The sequence below is a fragment of the Amycolatopsis sp. NPDC098790 genome (assembly GCF_044759945.1).
Lineage (GTDB): Bacteria > Actinomycetota > Actinomycetes > Mycobacteriales > Pseudonocardiaceae > Amycolatopsis.
Genome location: NZ_JBIWAI010000006.1, coordinates 454363 through 469652 on the forward strand (window position 1 = coordinate 454363; position 15290 = coordinate 469652).

The window sequence follows — 15290 nt, forward strand, 5'->3', positions numbered from 1 at the left end:
GGCCCTACAACCCGAGGTAGATCTGCCGGACCAGTGGATCGTGCGCCAGCTCGGCGGAACTGCCGGTCATCGCGATCCGGCCGTTCTCCATGACCACGCACGTCTCCGTCGCCTCGAACGTCAGCTTCGCGTTCTGCTCCACCAGCAACAACCCCAGCCCCGACGCCGACAACCGCTGCAGCGTGCCGAGGATCTCCTCGACCAGCTTCGGCGACAGGCCCATCGACGGCTCGTCCAGCAGCACCAGCCGGGGCTCGGACATCAGCGCGCGCCCGATGGCCAGCATCTGCTGCTGGCCGCCCGACAACGCGCCCGCCAGGCGGTGCTGCATCTCGCCCAGCACCGGGAACATCTCGTACACCTCCCGCAGCGTCTCCCGCGTCTTTCCCTTCCACGAACGCAAGTAAGCGCCGAGCAGCAGGTTCTTCTCCACCGTCAGCCCGGTGAACACGTGCCTGCCCTCCCGCACGTAGCCGATGCCGTGGCGCACGACGTCCTTCGGCTTCACCTTCGTCAGGTCGCGGTCGCCGAGGCGGAGCGTGCCCACCTTGCGCGGCACCAGGCCCATCAGCGCCTTCAACGTCGACGTCTTCCCCGCGCCGTTGGCCCCGATGATGCCGAGGCAGCGGCCGGCGCCGACGGTGAACGAGACGGAGCTGACCGCCTGGACCCCGCCGTAGTGCACGGCGAGGTCCTCGACGACCAGGTCGCCTCCGGTCGAAGGGTTCACGGCAGTGCCTCCGTCTCCACGGCTTCCACGACCTCGGCCGTGCTGAACGAGTCACCCAGGTAGGCCTCGATCACCTCGGGCCGCACGGCGACCTCCGCCGGCGTGCCCTCGGCGATCACGCGACCGCTGGCCAGCACCGTGACCCGGTCGCACAGGGACATCACCAGGCCCATGTTGTGTTCGATCAGGACGACCGTCACGCCACTGTCGCGAATGGACCGCACGATCTCCTGCAGCTGACCGACTTCCTGCCCGTTGAGCCCGGCCGCGGGCTCGTCGAGCAGCAGCAGGCTGGGTCCGGCGGCCATGGCCCTGGCGAGTTCGACGCGTCGCTGGATGCCGTAGGGGAGCGACTTGGGGGCCGCGCCGGCGAAGTCGGTCAAGCCGAAGCGGTCGAGCAGTTCCGCCGCGTCCCGCCGGAGCCGGCGCTCGTGCCGCCAGATGCCGATCGGCCACACCACGTACCGCCACGCCGCGCGCATCGGCGTCCGGTCGAGGGCCACCAGGAGGTTCTCCTCGACCGTCATCTGCCCGAACAGCCGCAGGTTCTGGAATGTCCGCGACATCCCTTGCCGGGACAGCTGGTGCGGCCGCCGGCCGGTCAGCTGCCGCCCGTCGAAGCTCGCGGTGCCGCCGCCGGCGGTGTAGATCCCGCTGATGACGTTGAACAGCGTCGTCTTGCCGGACCCGTTGGGGCCGACGATGCCGCGGATCTCCCCGGGCGCCACCGACAGCGTCACGCCGTCGAGCGCGCGCAGGCCGCGGAACTGCTTGCTGATCCCGGAAACCTCGAGTGCTCCGGAGGCCGCCGTGTCGGTAGCCGGTTCGTACGGGCGGAACGCGGTGAGCACGCCCGGCGCCCGGTGCCGTCGACGCCGGACCGCCGACCGGATCCGCTGGGGGAGCCCCGCCAAACCGGTGGGCGCGAACACGACCATCAGCACCACGACGGCGCCGTAGCCCAGCTGCGCGTAGATGGAGAAGTCGACCAGCGCCTCCCGCACCAGCGCGAGCGCGATCGCACCGATCACGCAGCCGACGATGCTCTGCCTGCCGCCGATGATGACCATCGCCAGCAGCAGGAACATGTTGGCCACGCTGAAGGACTCGGGGGCGATGTAGTGGATCAGCCCGGCGTAGAGGACCCCGGCCGCGCCGCCGTAGACGCTCGCGGTGAGGAACGCCGTCATCCGCAGCAGTGGCACGGGTGCGCCGACCGCGCCCGCGGCGAGGGAGTCGTCGCGGATGGCCCGCAGCCGCCGGCCGAGCGCCGTCCGGACGAGGAAGAGCGCGAACGCGATGGCGAGGCCGAAGACGATCAGCTCGAAGTAGTAGTACAGGTACTCGTTGGTCAGGTCGATGCCGAACAGCGGGGGAGCCGGGATCCCGTTGATGCCCGACGCGCCGCCGGCGACCTGGGCGTTGGTGACCCAGTTGGTGAAGGCCAGTGCGAGCCCGAGGGTGACGATGCCCAGGTAGTGCGATTGGACCCGTAGCGCGGGAATGCCGACGAACAGGCCGGCCAACGCGGTGGCGAGCATGGCGAGCACGGCCGAAACCCAGAACCCGAGACCCGAGTTCGTCGTGAAGATCGCCAGCGCGTAGGAGCCGATGCCGAAGAACGCGACCTGGGCGAGGTTGATCTGCCCGGCGACGCCCATGGCCAGGCCGAGGCCGACGGCCAGCAGCGCGAAGACCACGGCGATGTTGACGACGTGGATGCCGTAGGTGTCCAGGCCGTAGGGCAGGAACCAGGCGGCGACGGCGATCGCGGCGGCGCCGAGCGCTTTGACCGTGGCGGATCTGTTGCGGAGAAGGGAACTCATGCCCGGTTCACCGTCCGTTCGCCGAAGAACCCGGTGGGCCGGATCATGATGATGACCGTGAAGGCGAGGAACACCACCAGGTCCGAATAGCCCTGGAACTGGCCGGAGGCGTACGAGTCGAGCACGCCGATGACGAGCCCGCCCGCGATCGCGCCGCCGATGTTGCCGAAGCCGCCGAGGATGGCGGCGGCGAACCCCTTGATGCCGAGCGTGCCGCCGAGCGTGGGGCTGACGTACAGCAACGGCCCGACCAGGCCGCCGGCGAGGGCGGCGAGACCCGCGCCGATGGCGAACGCGATGGCGTTGCTGCGTCCGACGTGGATGCCGACGGCGGTCGCGGCCTCGTGGTCCATGGCCACCGCCTGCATGGCTGCGCCGCGCTTGGTGCGCTGCAGGAACAGCAGGAGCAGGACGGTCGCGGCGGCGGCGACGGCGAGCACCACGAGGTTGTAGGTGCGGACGCGCACGCCGAACAGGTCCAGGGGCTCGGTGTCCACGGGCGTCGGGACGGCGTGGCCGGTCGCGCCCCAGATGATCGTGGCCAGTGCCTCGAGCACCACGCCGAAGCCGATCGTGCCGATCAGCATGAGGTCGAAGTCCTTGTTCTCCAAGGGACGCAGCACGCGCTCCATGACCAGCGCGATGAGCCCCGTGACCACCATGGCGACGACGATGGCGAGGAAGAACGGGAGCCGTGAGGACATGTAGAAGGTCGACGCCGCGTACGCGCCGACCATCACGACCTGGCCGTGGGCGAAGTTCACCAGGCCCATGGTGCGGTAGACGATCGAGAAGCCCATCGCGACGAGGGCGTAGACGGCACCGAAGCTGAGCCCGCCGACGAGGGTCTGGAGCAGAACTTGCATGAAGGGTCCTTTCACCGGCAAGGGGCCGCGCGGGACGGCGCGGCCCCCTCGGGGCGGTTCAGCTGGCGGGAGCCGCGACGAGCTTGCCGCCGGTGATGACACCGATCGACGTGGCGTGGATGCCGACCCCGGTCTGGTCGAACGTGAAGTCGCCCAGCAGGCCCGGGTACTTGGTGCCGCGGATGGCGTCGGCCAGCTGCTGACCGGTGGCGCCACCCGAGGTCTTCAGCGCGGTCAGGAAGATGCTGGTGCCGTCGTAAGCCTTGGCCCCGTGCAGTTCCGCGTCCTCGTTGAACGCCGCCTTGTAGGCCTGTCCGAACTGGCGGGCCGCGTCGCTGGTTTCGTTGCTCAGGTACGGGCTGCTCACGACGGTGCCTTCGGCGTTGCTCGCGCCGGCCGTGGTGAGGTAGACCGTCGTGCCCATCGGGGCGGCGCCGGCGACCGTCGCGGTGATGCCGAGCTCGCGGGCCTGCTTGACGATCAGGCCGGCCTCGACCTCTTCGGTCCCGACGAACAGCACCTGCGGGTTCTTCTGCCGGATGGAGGTCAGCGCGGCGCTGAAGTCCTTCTGGTCGGTCGTGACGACCTGGTCGTCGACCGGCGTGACCCCGCGGGCGGCCAGCGCCTTGCCGAACGCGTCGTGCTCACCCTTGCCGTAGGACCCGTTGTTCGTGATGAACGCGATGTTCTTCTGGCCCTTCTGGTCCACGAGGTACTTCGCGAGCGTTTCGTCGTACGTCGTGCTGGTCGGCCCGTTGAGGAACTGGAACGGGCTCTTCACCGCGATGATCGACGGCGACTGCCCGGAGGTGATGCTCGGGATCTTCGCCTGCTGCAGGATCGGCGCCATCGCCACGGTGACCGCGCTCTCGGCGGTGCCGATCATCGCGATGTAGCCCTCGCTGGAGATCTTGCGCGCCAGGTTCGTGCCGACCGTCGGGTCGCCGGCGTCGTCGAAGACGTCGAGCTGGATCTTGCGGCCGTTGACACCGCCCTTGGCGTTCCACTGGTCGACCGCCAGCTTCGCGCCCTTGTACTCCCACGCGCCGAGCGAGCTGAGCTGGCCGCTCTGGGCGTTGACCACCGCGATCTTGACCGGACCGCTGGTGTCCGATGTGGACGGTGACGAGCTGCCGGGTGCGCTGCAGGCGGCCGCGGCTCCCGCGGCCAGCAGGGTCAGCGAGGCCAGCAGACGTCCGGTTCCGGATCGGTTCATGAGTGCCACTCCGTTGTGTGCGGTTGCGGGGTCATTCGAAGACGCCTTGGTAGATGTCGTTGATGTTCCAGTGCCCCGGGGTCGGCACCGGTTCGTTGACCATGGGCACGTCGAGCACGGCGGGGCGCCGGTTCGCGATCGCCTCGCGCAGCGCGGCGGCGAGGTCCTCCGGGCGTTCGACGGTGTAGCCGTCGGCGCCGCAGGATCGGCCGAAGGCCGCGAAGTCGGGGGAGAAGGGGTTGCCGTCGCGGTCGTGGAACTCGCAGCCGAAGCTCCGGCCGAAGTTGTGGGCCTGCAGGTCCGCGATGGTGCCGTGCGCCCGGTTGTTCATCACGACGAACAGCACGGGCAAGCCCCGCTCGACGGCCAGGGGCACCGCGGGGAGCTGGGCGCTCATCCCGCCGTCGCCGACGAGCGCGACGACGACGCGGTCGGGCTGGGCCAGCTGGACACCGACCGCGGCGGCTGGGCCGAAGCCCATCGTGGACGCGCCGCCCGGGGTGATGAACCGGCCCTCTTCAGGCAGTTCGTAGCACTGGGCGACGCCGTTCTTGTTCCAGCCGACGTCGGTGACGAGCACGGCGTCCGCGGGGAGCGTCGTGCGCAGGTCCTCGAGGATCCGTTCGGGGCGCAGCGGGAAATCAGTGCTGCGACCGCGTTCCTGGCTCGCCGAGAAGAGGTCCGCGCGGACGGTGCCGATCTGCTCCCGGACGTCGGCCCGCTCGACGGGTTCGGCCACCAGGTCCTTGACGGCGGCGGTGATGGCCGGGACGGCGTGGTTCACATCCGCGATCGCGCCGATCTCGACGGGGTAGTTGCGGCCGATCTCGGCCGCGTCGAGGTCGATCTGGATCAGCCGGCCCGGCGGGAACGCCCAGGTGTACTCGGAGTTCCACGAGCTGGCGTCGGTTTCGGCGAACCGGGTCCCGAGCGCGAGGACGACGTCGGCCTTGCGGGTGTACTCGTTGGTCAGCTCGAGGCCCCAGAACCCGGTCATGCCCATGACGAGCGGGTGGCGGTCGGGCAGGGTGCCCTTGGCCATCAGGGAATGGGCCACCGGGATGTCCAGGTACTCGACGAGTTCACGCAGCGCCGCCCGTCCTTCCGGCGAACGGAGGCCGCCGCCGACGTACACGAGCGGCCGTTCGGCGCCGGCCAGCGCCTGCACGATCCGCTGAGCGTCGCCCTCGGACAGTGCCGGTTTCGCCGGGTGCGCGACGAGCGGGTACTCGACGAGCGGGACTTCGCGGGAGAAGTGGTCCATCGGGACGTTGAGCAGGACGGCGCCGGGCCGGCCCGAGGTCGCCGTCCAGAACGCGCGTTCGGTGAACCGCCCGAGGTCTTCGGCGCGGTGCACGTGCCAGGCCCGCTTGACGAACGGGCGGTAGATGGCCGTCTGGTCGGCGTCGGCGTGCAGGTTGACTTCCTGGTGCGGGTGCCGGCCGTGGTAGTAGGACGGGATGTCGCCGGAGATCGTGATGAGCGGCACCGAGTCGAACGCCGCGGTGGCCACGCCGGTGACCGCGTTCATCATGCCGGGGCCGACGTGCACCAGCAGCACGCCGGGCTTGCCGGTGGCGCGGGCGTAGCCGTCGGCGGCGTGCGCGGCGGCCTGTTCGTGGCGCGCCATGACGAACTCGATGCGGCTGCGGCCCAAGGCGTCCAGGAACGCGATGTTGGTGTGCCCGCACAGGCCGAAGACGTACTCGACGCCGTAGGACTCCAGCTGGCGGACGAGCGCGGCGGCGGCGGTGGTGGTCGGGGCGGGGTGGGTCATCGAAGTCGGGCTCCTCTTGTCGGTCACTGCTCGCCCCAGACGGACAGGTTGCGCAGCACGAGGGTCTTGACGACGGTGTAGTCGTCGATCATGGGCGCGGGGGACTCGCGGCCGAAGCCGGAGTCCTTGACCCCGCCGAAGGGCACGTGGTCGAGCCGGAAGTTGGACGAGCCGTTGACGATCAGCCCACCGACTTGGAGTTCGCGCCACGCGGTGAAGATCGTGCCGATGTCCCGGGTGAAGATGCCGGCCTGCAGGCCGAACCGGCTGGCGTTGCACGAGTCGATCACGGTGGCGAGGTCGTCGAAGGGCAGCACGGCGACCAGGGCGCCGAACACCTCCTCGACGACGACGGTCGCGTCCGGCGCGGGGTCGGCGACGATGGTGGGCAGCAGGGTCGCGCCGTCGCGGGTGCCGCCCAGCAGCACCCGCGCGCCGCCGGCCGCCGCTTCGGCGGTCCACTTCTCGACGCGGGCCGCGGCGTCCTCGTCGACCATCGAGCCGACGTCCGTGGTCTCGTCCAGGGGATCGCCGACCTTCAGGCCCGCGACCTCGGTGCGGAACGCGGTGAGGAAGTCGTCGAAACGGCTGCGGTGGACGTAGACCCGCTGGACGGAGATGCAGCTCTGGCCGGAGTTGCTGTAGCCGGTGCGGGCGCAAGTCTTGGCGGCGAGGGCGAGGTCGGCGTCCGCGCACACCAGCGTCGCGGCGTTGCCGCCGAGTTCCAGCACCAGCCGTTTCGCGCCGGCCGCGCGAGCGACCGCGTTGCCGGTCTCGGCGCTGCCGGTGAAGCTGATGACCGCGACTTCGCGCGCCGCGCACAAAGCGGCGCCGACGTCACCGCCGCCGTGCAGCAGCTGCACCGCTTCCGGTGGCAGGCCCGCTTCCAGCAGGAGCGCCACCACGGCCGCAGTCGTGGCGGGTGCCTGGGGCGGAGCTTTGACGAGCGTGGTGTTGCCCGCGGCGAAGGAGGCGCCGAGCTTGTGGGCGAGCAGGTTCGCCGGCGCGTTGAACGGGGTGATCGCGAGGGCCACCCCGGCCGGGGCGCGGTAGGTCAGTGCGGTGTTGCCGACCCCGCGTTCCCAGCCGGCGACGGGCAGGTTCTCGCCGCCGATGCGGCGGGTTTCGGCGGCGCAGACGGCGAAGGTGTCGGCGACGCGGTCGAGCTCGCCCCGGCCGTCCTTGAGCGGCTTCCCGAGTTCGAGGGCGATCAGCCGGGCGATGTCGTCCCGGTGGTCTTCGGCGAGCCGCGAAGCCCGGTCGAGGATCGCCGCGCGGGTGGCCGGCGCGAGGCGGGCGACGACCGGCGCGGAAGCGGCGGCGTACCGGACCGCCCCGGCGACCTGGTGCTCGTCCGCGGTGAACGACGTGGTGACGACTTTTCGCAGGTAGGGGCCGATGCGCTCGGCCGGTGACCCGTCGCGGGACCACTGGCCGGCGACGAACGCGGCGGCCTCGATCGGGGTATCGGATTTCGCGGCTTCGAGGATTCGCTCCAGCACCGCCACACTCCCTTGTGAACCATCAAACGGCACATCTGGACCGCTCTGCGGACTCCGTGTAACGTACGGTCAGCCGCCTGCCGGTGGCAAGAGCGGGATCTGAAACTGTTGCGAACGGGTCCGCCGGCCGGGGACCGCAACGCGACGAAGGGTGTGCAGAGAGATGAAGGCTGACGGGGCCGAGGAGCGCGACGGCTCGTCCGGCGAAGGAGGCGTGCGGAGTGTCCAGCGTGCACTGGACATCCTCGGCCTGCTCACCGACGAGCGGCCGACCGTGACGATCTCCGACATCGTGAAGGCGACCGGTCTCGCGAAGACGACGGCGATCCGGCTGGCGCAGACGCTGGAGCTCAACGGGCTGCTGTGGTCGACGAGCAAGGGCTACATGGCCGGGCCCGGTCTGTGGCGGTGGGCGCACCTCGCGCGGCAGACCTGGGAGCTGCCGGCGGAGATGAAGCAGCTGATGCGCGAGCTGGGGGACCGTCAGCGGGAGACGGTGAACCTCTACGTCCTGCGGGACATGTACCGGGTTTGCGTGGCCCAGCAGGAAAGCCCGCAGCCGCTGCGGCACGTGGTGCGCGTGGGCGACGAGCTGCCGCTGTGGGGCGGTGCTTCGTCGAAGGTCTTGCTCCGGGACGCTTCTCCTGCTTTGCTGAAGAGGATCGCACGCAGTTCCCCCTACGGCGCGGACCATGCGGACAACCTCCACAAAGGACTGACCGAGGCGGCCGAACAGGGGTTCGCGGTGAGTCACGGCGAACGCGAGGCGGGACTGTCCGCGGTGGCGGTCCCGGTGCTCGGCAAGAGCGGGTCCGTCGCCGCCGCGTTGTCGCTGAGCGGCCCCACCGTCCGCTTCTCCGAAGACCGGGTCGCCGAGTTCGTCGCCGACCTCACCGAGTCCGCTTCGCGGATGAGCGAGCGGGGGTTCGACCATCCGTTCGCCGGCTGACGCCGGCCGGGGTTCGTCTTCTGGTGCAAGGAGAGGGAATGACGAAAAGACCGCTTCGCGGTATCCGGGTGCTCGACCTGACCAACGTCCTCGCCGGACCGTACTGCAGCTACCAGCTGATGCTGTTCGGCGCCGAGGTGGTCAAGGTCGAGCTGCCGGGTTCGGGTGACCTCGCCCGGAACCTGGGGCCGGACGCGGTCCTGAACCGGGCCGGCATCGGCGCGTCGTTCCTGGCGCAGAACGCCGGCAAGAAGTCGATCGAGCTCGACCTCAAGGACGCCGGTCAGCAGGAGCTGTTCGAGGACCTGGTCCGCGGGGCGGACGTCGTCCTCGAGAACTACCGGGCGGGCGTGCTCGATCGGCTGGGGTTCGGCTGGAACCGGTTGCGAGCCCTCAATCCCGGGCTGGTGTACTGCGCGATCTCGGGGTTCGGGCAGAGCGGCCCGCTGAGCCAGGCGCCGGCCTACGACCAGATCATCCAGGGCCTGTCCGGCATGATGAGCGTGACCGGGACGCCCGAAACGGCGCCGCTGCGCGTGGGGTTCCCCGTGTCGGACACGGTCGGCGGTCTCATGGCCGCGCTGGCCGTTTCGGCGGCGCTGGTCGGCCGCGACCGCACGGGGGAAGGGTGCTTCCTGGACCTGTCGATGCTCGAAGCGTCCATTTCGGCGATGGGCTGGGCGGTGTCGAACTACGTCATCAGCGGCGTCGAACCGGTCCCGATGGGCCGGGACAACGCGACGGCCGCGCCGTCGGGCACGTTCTTCGCCGCGGACGGGCCGCTGAACATCGCGGCGAACCGGCAGGAGCAGTTCGTGACGTTGTGCACGCTGGTCGGGCGCCCGGACCTCGTGACGGACGCCCGCTTCGCCGACCGTGAAGACCGCAAGGCCCACCGGGCGGACCTCGACGCCGAGCTGAACGAGGCGTTGAGCGCGAAGCCCGCACTCGAATGGGAGCGGCTGCTCTCCGACGCGGGCGTGCCTGCCGCCCGGATCCTCACCGTGCCGCAGGCGCTGGAGTCCGAACAGCTCGACCACCGCGGCTTCTTCACCGAACTCCCGTTTCCCGGCCAGGCCGAGCGGACGCTGCGCGCCAGCGGAAACGGCGTCCTGCTCGACGGCGAGCCGCTGCGCCCGGCAACGCGGCCGCCGCTGCTGGGGGAGCACAACGACGAAGCGGCCGAGCTCGCCCGCCGGTGGAACAGCGGCTCCGCCATCCCCCGGCCGGCACCGGAACCGTCGTTCACGCCCGCGGACAAGGACTGACATGGACAGCGAAGCAAGCGTCGCGGACTGGTGGGCCACCGGGATCTGCCGGATGGCACCCGGGGTGGTCGAACTGCGCGGGATCCCCGTGCAGGACCTGATCGGCTCCCACGGCTTCGTCGCCACGATCTGGTTGATGGTGCGCGGAACGAGTCCCCGGCCCCGGGAAGCCGCGCTGCTCGAGGCCGCGATGGTCGCTTCGGTCGACCACGGCCCGCAGGCCCCGTCCATCGCGATCGCCCGGATGACCGCGACCTGCGGGGTCGGCCTCAACAACGCGATGGCGTCCGGGGTGAACGCGCTGGGCGACTCGCACGGCGGCGCCGGCCAGCAGTGCGTGGAGCTGCTGTCGGCGATCGTCGAGCGCGAAGCCACCGGCGAAACGCTGAAGGCGGCCACCGAGGCGGTCGTGGCGGAGTTCCGGAAGCGCAGCCGCTACCTGCCCGGCTTCGGCCACCGCTTCCACCCGCGCGACCCGCGCCGCGACCCGCTGCTGTCCCTTGTGGACGAAGCCGTCGCCGACGGCGTCGTCGAGGGCAAGCACCTGCGCGCGGCGCTCGCGATCGAAACGCTGCTGAACGAGGGGCGGGCCAAGCCGGTGCCGATGAACATCGACGGCGCCACCGCGGTGATCTACGCCGAGCTGGGGTTCCCGCCCCCGCTCGCGCGGGGGCTGTTCGTGCTGAGCCGCAGCGTCGGAATCCTCGCCCACGCCTGGGAAGAGACGACCCAGGGCCGGCGCAACAAGGGACCGATGCCGACGTCGATCCTGCCGACGGTGCTCGCCGCCGGATCGTGACCGGCCACGAGACGGATCTCCTCGTCCTGGGTTCCGGCGCGGCGGGCCTGGCGGCCGCCGTCGTCGCAGCCGGCGAGGGGCTTTCCGTGCTGGTGCTGGAAAAGACGGAGTGGCTCGGCGGAACCAGCGCCTACTCGGCGGGGACCGCGTGGATCCCCGGCCACCGGCGCCAACCCGACCCGGCGACCGACACGGAGGAGGCCCGCCGGTACCTCGACACGCTCGTCGGCGACCGCGCGCCCCGCGAACTGCGGGAGGAGTTTTTGAGGCGGGGACCGGAGGTGATCGACCACCTCGAAAAGATGGGCATCGGCTTCTGGCACTCGGCGAGCGTGGTCGACTACCACCCGGAGCTGCCCGGCTCCGGCGTCGGCCGGGCGCTCGAGCCGTACGCGTTCGACGGCAGGCGGCTGGCACGCGGGCGGTTCGAGCGGGTTCGCTGGCCGGTGCGCGAGTTCGCACTGTTCGGCGGGACCCTCATGCTGCGCAGGCTCGAAGCCGATCAGCTCGTGAAGGTCTTCGACGGCTCGGCCCGCGGCGGGGCCGTGGCACTTCGCCTCGGCGCGCGCTGGGCACGCGACCGGCTCCGCCACCGTCGGGGAACCCGCCTGACGATGGGCAACGCGCTCGTCGCCGCCCTCTACGACCAGCTGACCCGCCGAGGCGGCGACGTCTGGTTCACCGCCCGCACAACGGAGTTGCTGACCGACGGCGCTCACGGCGTGACCGGTGCCGTCGTGTCCTGCCGCGGCCGGACGGTCCGGATCACCGCCCGCCACGGCGTCGTCCTGGCCGGTGGCGGCTTTCCCGCGAACCCCGAGCTGCGCTCCCGGTATCTGCCCTCGCCGGTACCGCAGTTCACCCCGGCGGCCGAAGGCGCCACGGGAGACACGTTCGCGCTGGCTCGGTCCGTCGGCGCTGCCTTGGCCGAACCCCGTGGCGACAACGCGTTGTGGTTCCCCAGTTCGATCGGCCGCCGGCCGGACGGGTCGACGGTGGTGTTCCCGCACATCTGGGACCGCGCGAAACCGGGCATCGTGGCCGTGAACGCGGCGGGTGCGAGGTTCGTGGACGAGTCGGTGTCGTACCACCGTTTCGTCCGGGCGATGTACGCGACGCGGGACGCGATTCCGGCGTGGCTGGTGCTCGACGCGCGCACGCTGAAGCGGTACGGCTTGGGGATGGTCCGTCCGCACGCCCGTCCGGCGGTGCTCCGTCGATACATCAGTGACAAGTATATCCACTGTGGACAGACCGTCGAGGAGCTGGCGCAAGCGATCGGCGTCGACCCGGCAGGTCTGAAGGAGACAGTCGCGACGGTCATCGAGAAGCCGCCGTTCTACGCGATCGCCGTGGTGCCGACCCCGTTGGCGACAGCCTTGGGCCTGCGCACGAGCGCTACCGCCGAAGTCCTCGACGACCGAGGCGAGCCGATTCCCGGGTTGTACGCGTGCGGCAACGACGCGGCGTCGATGACCGCCTCCGAGTACCCCGGCGCCGGGTGTCAGATCGGGGCGGGACTGGTCTTCGGCTCCCTGGCCGCGCAGCACGCCCGCAACCGACGCCCTCGCTAGGACCTGTCGAAGCGCGTCAGCGACGCGAGGTGACGGCGGGCGGCGGCGAGCGCCAGCCGGGCGTGCTCGCCGGCGCCGACCTGGGCGACGAGCGTCGCGCGCGGGATCTCCAGGGCGTACGGGATGTCCGGCGGAAGCGCGGCGAGGATGCCGGCCACGTCCAGGCCGCCCTCGCCGGGGAACAGGCGCTGGAAGCGCGCGGTGTGGATGACCTCGGCCGTGCCGGCGGGGATCTCCGCCGGCGCGTCGCAGACGTGGGCGAAGTGGAACCACTCCCGCGGCAGGGTCCGCAGTTCGGCGACACTCGAACCCGACCGGGCGAAGTGCAGCACGTCGATCAGGAGGCCGGCGTTGGGCCGGTCCGCCGCGCGCAGCACGCGGACCGCCTCGGCGAGGTCGGCCGTCTCGGTCCAGGACGGGAACTCGAGGTCGAGGGTCAGGCCGAGCGGCCTCGCGAGGTCGCACAGCTCGGTGAAGTGGTCGACCTTGCGGACCGGGTCCGGGTCGGGCAGTTGCGTGATGACGAGCCGCGCGCCGAGTTCGGCGCCGGCCTCCAGCACGCGCAGGAAGTCACGCGGCTCGTCGTCCGGGCCGATGCGGGCCAGTTCGATGTCCAGGACGTCGACGCCGGTGGCCGCGAGCCGCGCCTTGGTCGAGCGCAGGAGAGCCGGGTCGGTCGCCAGGGGGTAGTGCGGTTCCTGGGGAGTCACGCGAGTCAGGCGCAGGCCGACGTAGCGGTAGCCGGCGTTCGCCGCGGCGTCCACGAGTTCCGGTGGGGACAGCGGCAACGCCGTCAGGTGGGCCAGCGAATAGTCGTGCCGGTGTCGTGGTTCCCGCGCTTCCCGGAGCGTGCGGAGCCGGCACCTGCGGTGCGCCGCCATGCGAACGGGCGTGCCGGCCGTGCCGTACCCGCGGTAGCGGCCGAGACGTTGCACCACTTCGAAGAACACCCGCGAGCCGGCGATTTCGGTGTAGAAGTGCAGGTACTCGCCGTGCTCGTCGCGGTCGTAGAGGATGGAGTGCTCGCGCAGCTCGGCGAGCAGGTCCGGTGGCGGGGCGAGGCGGGCGTCCAGGTCGTCGTAGTAGTTCCCGGGGATCGGCAGCACGGCGGCGTTCCGGGCGCGCATCGCCTTCGCGGCGGCGACGGCGTCGTCCGTGGTGAACGCGACGTGCTGGGGGTTCGGCACGGCGGGCGCCCAGTCGCCGCGGCGCAGGGGCGCGGTGTTGAGGGTGATCCGGACGTGGTCGGCGGGGTCGCTCGCCGCCCGGCTGCGGATCAGCCCGAACGGCGCGTCCAGCTCGACGGTGTGGCCGGGCCGCAGGCCGAGGACCGCCCGGTAGAACAGGGACGTCTGGTCGAAGTCGTCGACCGACTCGGTGAGCGAGACGTGGTCGGTGCCGGTGAGCAGGTCCGAGACGATCGCGTTGCCGGTGGGCGTGAAGTCGCCGAGCCAGCCGTGCTCGTCGCCGGTGCGGCAGAAGAAGATCGCGGTCCCGTCGGGCGCGGCCACCGAGCTGAGGTCCGCTTCCCCGGGCCGGTGGACGCGGGGGAGCACGGGCGCGAGCAGCCGTTCGGCGCGCCGGGCCGAGGTCGCCGGGTCGTCGCTTTCCACGGCCAGGGCGCAGATCGACGCCGTCCCCGGCACTACTGTCCTTTGTGGTGCGTGGTTCAGCAGGATCCTGGCTTCGCCCTGCTGCCACAGCTGGACGGGCTGGGACCGGTGCTGCCCGGCGTGGGTGAACCCGAGCCCCGTCAGCAGGCTCGCCACCGCCGGCCCCGACACCTCGTCGACGGCCAGCTCGGTGAACACGTGCCCGGCCAGCCGGGGCGCCGCCGGCATCCCGGATTCCCGCTCGGCCCCCGGCTCCAGCAGGGCGAGCAGGGAACGCATCGCGTCGACGGCCGCGTGCCACGGGTCGGTCTGCCGCAGGACGTCGTTGACCACCTCGAGCGACAGCGGACCCGCGTACCCGGTCGCGAGCACCGCGTCGAGGAAGGCGGTGAGGTCGAACGAGCCCTGGCCGGGGAACGACCGGTGGTGCAGGCTCCACTCCCGCACGTCCATGCCCAGCCGCGGCGCGTCCGCGAGCTGCACGTGGAACACCTTCTCGCCGGGAACACCGCGAAGTGCCGCCAGGGAGTCACCGCCGGACAGCACGTGGAAGCTGTCCAGGCACAGGCCCAGCGCGGGGTGGCCGGCGCCGCGCACGATCCGCCACGCGTGCGCGCAGGAGTGCACGAACCGCCCCCACGCCGAGGCCTCGTAGGCGATCCGCAGCCCACGATCGGCGGCCCGGCGGGCCAGCTCGTGCAGCTGCTCGGCGGCGAGGCCGTCGTCGTCGACCGCGTCCGGCGACACCGACGAGCAGACCAGCATCGTGCTCGCGCCCAGCTGCTCCAGCACGGCGAACTTGCGCTCCGCCCGGCGCAGGTTGGCCGAGAACAGGTCGGGTGGCGCGGCCTCGAAGTCGCGGAAGGGCTGGTACAGATCGATCGACAGGCCCAGCCGGGCACACTCCCGCCGCACCTGGGCCGGCGACCACGGCGACGCGACGAGGTCGCTCTCGAAGATCTCGATGCCGTGGAAACCCGCCTCCGCCGCGGCGGACAGCTTGTCCTCGAGGGTGCCGGACAGGCAGGCGGTCGAGATGCTCTGATGTGCTCCCGCGGCGGGGCTTGCCGGGGGAGTGGTCGCGGCGTCGCGCTCGACGGTGAGCATCGGCACCCAGCCCTTCTGGCGCAGTCACGTGGACCAGCCGGAGCGCGTACGTACTAGGTAGTT

The 15290-nt window shown here is 71.2% G+C and carries 11 protein-coding genes and 1 pseudogene; 4 read left to right on the top strand and 8 right to left on the bottom strand.

Annotated features, from left to right (window positions below; genetic code table 11):
* Positions 1–4: 4 nt before the first annotated feature.
* The 6 genes from ACIQWX_RS39175 to ACIQWX_RS39200 are packed head-to-tail and all read right to left on the bottom strand — an operon-like array spanning position 5 to position 7917.
* On the bottom strand, positions 5–730 hold the full coding sequence (locus tag ACIQWX_RS39175; RefSeq protein WP_400882261.1) for an ABC transporter ATP-binding protein: 726 nt from the start codon (positions 728–730) through the stop codon (positions 5–7).
* Positions 727–2556, bottom strand: coding sequence for an ATP-binding cassette domain-containing protein (locus ACIQWX_RS39180; protein WP_400882264.1), 1830 nt, complete (start codon positions 2554–2556; stop codon positions 727–729). The genes ACIQWX_RS39175 and ACIQWX_RS39180 overlap by 4 nt, the downstream gene beginning before the upstream one ends.
* Positions 2553–3422, bottom strand: a complete 870-nt coding sequence (locus ACIQWX_RS39185; RefSeq protein WP_400882267.1) for a branched-chain amino acid ABC transporter permease — start codon at positions 3420–3422, stop codon at positions 2553–2555. The genes ACIQWX_RS39180 and ACIQWX_RS39185 overlap by 4 nt, the downstream gene beginning before the upstream one ends.
* Before the next feature lie 58 nt (positions 3423–3480).
* The gene (locus tag ACIQWX_RS39190) at positions 3481–4638 is read right to left on the bottom strand and encodes an ABC transporter substrate-binding protein (RefSeq protein ID WP_400882270.1); all 1158 of its coding nucleotides are present in this window, start codon (positions 4636–4638) and stop codon (positions 3481–3483) included.
* Between the two features lie 31 nt (positions 4639–4669).
* Positions 4670–6415: a thiamine pyrophosphate-binding protein gene (locus ACIQWX_RS39195; protein WP_400882273.1), complete on the bottom strand. Its 1746-nt coding sequence runs from the start codon at positions 6413–6415 to the stop codon at positions 4670–4672.
* A 23-nt stretch (positions 6416–6438) separates the two neighbouring features.
* Positions 6439–7917, bottom strand: coding sequence for an aldehyde dehydrogenase family protein (locus ACIQWX_RS39200; RefSeq protein ID WP_400882276.1), 1479 nt, complete (start codon positions 7915–7917; stop codon positions 6439–6441).
* 163 nt (positions 7918–8080) lie between these two features.
* Here ACIQWX_RS39200 and ACIQWX_RS39205 point away from each other — a divergent pair, with 163 nt between their 5' ends.
* The 4 genes from ACIQWX_RS39205 to ACIQWX_RS39220 are packed head-to-tail and all read left to right on the top strand — an operon-like array spanning position 8081 to position 12507.
* Complete coding sequence (locus ACIQWX_RS39205; RefSeq protein WP_400882278.1) at positions 8081–8866, top strand: IclR family transcriptional regulator; 786 nt, start codon at positions 8081–8083, stop codon at positions 8864–8866.
* Between the two features lie 38 nt (positions 8867–8904).
* Positions 8905–10134 carry a CaiB/BaiF CoA transferase family protein gene (locus tag ACIQWX_RS39210; RefSeq protein ID WP_400882280.1) on the top strand — a complete coding sequence of 410 codons (1230 nt, stop codon included), beginning with the start codon at positions 8905–8907 and terminating at the stop codon, positions 10132–10134.
* Between the two features lies 1 nt (position 10135).
* On the top strand, positions 10136–10933 hold the full coding sequence (locus ACIQWX_RS39215; RefSeq protein ID WP_400882283.1) for a citryl-CoA lyase: 798 nt from the start codon (positions 10136–10138) through the stop codon (positions 10931–10933).
* Positions 10930–12507 (top strand): FAD-dependent oxidoreductase, encoded by a 1578-nt coding sequence (locus tag ACIQWX_RS39220; protein WP_400882286.1) that lies wholly within the window; start codon positions 10930–10932, stop codon positions 12505–12507. The genes ACIQWX_RS39215 and ACIQWX_RS39220 overlap by 4 nt, the downstream gene beginning before the upstream one ends.
* On the opposite strand, the gene ACIQWX_RS39225 is transcribed toward ACIQWX_RS39220, so the two are convergent.
* Positions 12504–13388 (bottom strand): sugar phosphate isomerase/epimerase family protein, encoded by an 885-nt coding sequence (locus ACIQWX_RS39225; RefSeq protein WP_400883112.1) that lies wholly within the window; start codon positions 13386–13388, stop codon positions 12504–12506. The genes ACIQWX_RS39220 and ACIQWX_RS39225 overlap by 4 nt on opposite strands.
* Positions 13362–15227, bottom strand: a pseudogene (locus ACIQWX_RS39230) (TIM barrel protein); the annotation flags it as partial. The gene ACIQWX_RS39225 and the pseudogene ACIQWX_RS39230, both read right to left, overlap by 27 nt.
* Between the last annotated feature and the right edge of the window lie 63 nt (positions 15228–15290).